This is a genomic window from Vibrio sp. M250220 (assembly GCF_036533795.1).
Classification (GTDB): Bacteria; Pseudomonadota; Gammaproteobacteria; order Enterobacterales; family Vibrionaceae; genus Vibrio.
The window spans coordinates 1-1,329 of sequence record NZ_JATABI010000137.1 but is presented as its reverse complement, the minus strand read 5'-3'; the positions used below and the strand labels follow the sequence as shown (position 1 = coordinate 1,329).

Below are 1,329 nucleotides of genomic sequence, written 5' to 3'. Positions count from 1 at the left end.
TGAGCCGGTACAGCTTAGCTTTATTGCACTTCAAAAAGCCGTCTCAGGGGTGGCCCAAGAGAGTTGGCGAGCCACTTCGAACTTGCTGTTCCCTAGCCAGATGAATACCACCGCAACACCGGAAGGTTTAGTCAGCAACTTGCGGCTGGTTATGTTAGAGGCCATCGTGAACCCAGAAGCTATCGTGGTTCATAACCCTGACTACCCCGCACAGTTTAAAACATGGCAGCGAAAGTTAAACACCGAAATGGCCACCATTCGTCATATTAGTCAGCTTCCTTCAGGAGAGGTGACGCCAAAGAACCACCAGATACAAACCATGCGCAGTGCTCAGCAGAAAATGCAGAAGTTGTTGAGTAGTGAGTTGCCAATGATGGTGATGCTTAAGCATGAAGCGGTCAATAATACCGCCAAGCAAATGCTTAACGATGCAGTAGAACGCAGTTGGCAACAAGGTAAGCAGCTCACTCAAGCATCATGGGACAAATTGGGTAAAATGGGGGGCGTCGTCGCCATCCTAAACCTTTGGAACGTGTCGGTTGTTCTGCAAGACATCCGCCATAAAGCTGCGCAACACCCAAGCAGTAGCTTATGGACTAACCCTGCAATTAGAGAAGCGACCTATGCGACAGGTTATGCGGTCTCCGCTGTTACCGCTGTGTGGCGAGATGCTGCTTGGGATAAGCTCGTTAAGCAGCCTTTACTTTCTGAATCGTTGAAAGTGGCGTTACGGAGCAGTGTCCACCCATACGAAGTCAAACAAAGTTTGGCTACTTTTGCGAAAACGACGGCGGCGGTCTCTTTGTTTGGCTTGATTGCGACAGGATTCGAAACATGGGAAAGCTACGATAAATTCACTGATTCAAGTCATGCGCCAATGGAACGGTTCGGCTATGGCTTAAAGTGGGGATCAACCTTGGCTCAAGTCGCTGTATTTGGAGTCCAAGGTGTATTCAATTTATTAAGTTGTACGAGCCTATTAAAAATCAGTATAAGTAGCATAATAGCCTCTTGGATGCTAACTACGTTAATGGTTGCAGGTATTGTGTATTTGATTGCTGTCATCATTATCAATGTCTTTAAACGCTCTGAGCTTGAGAAATGGCTGCTTCACTCCACATGGGGGAAAGAGTCAAAACAGTGGGATGCCGTCGAGGAGTTAACTCACTTAGAACACATTATTCATAAACCTCAGGTTCAGCTTAACTCAGTCCCTAACCGAAAACCTTCCCAATGGATGGACACTGGCACCAACCAATGGCAATTGGAGTTGACCTTGCCTGCATTTACCATAGGCCAACGGATTGGCTTACAAATAACGCGTAAGCC

General features: G+C 47.1%; 1 pseudogene. It reads left to right on the top strand.

Going from position 1 to position 1,329, the window contains the following annotated elements:
- Positions 1-1,329 (top strand): annotated as a pseudogene (locus tag QTN94_RS19940) (hypothetical protein); the annotation flags it as partial.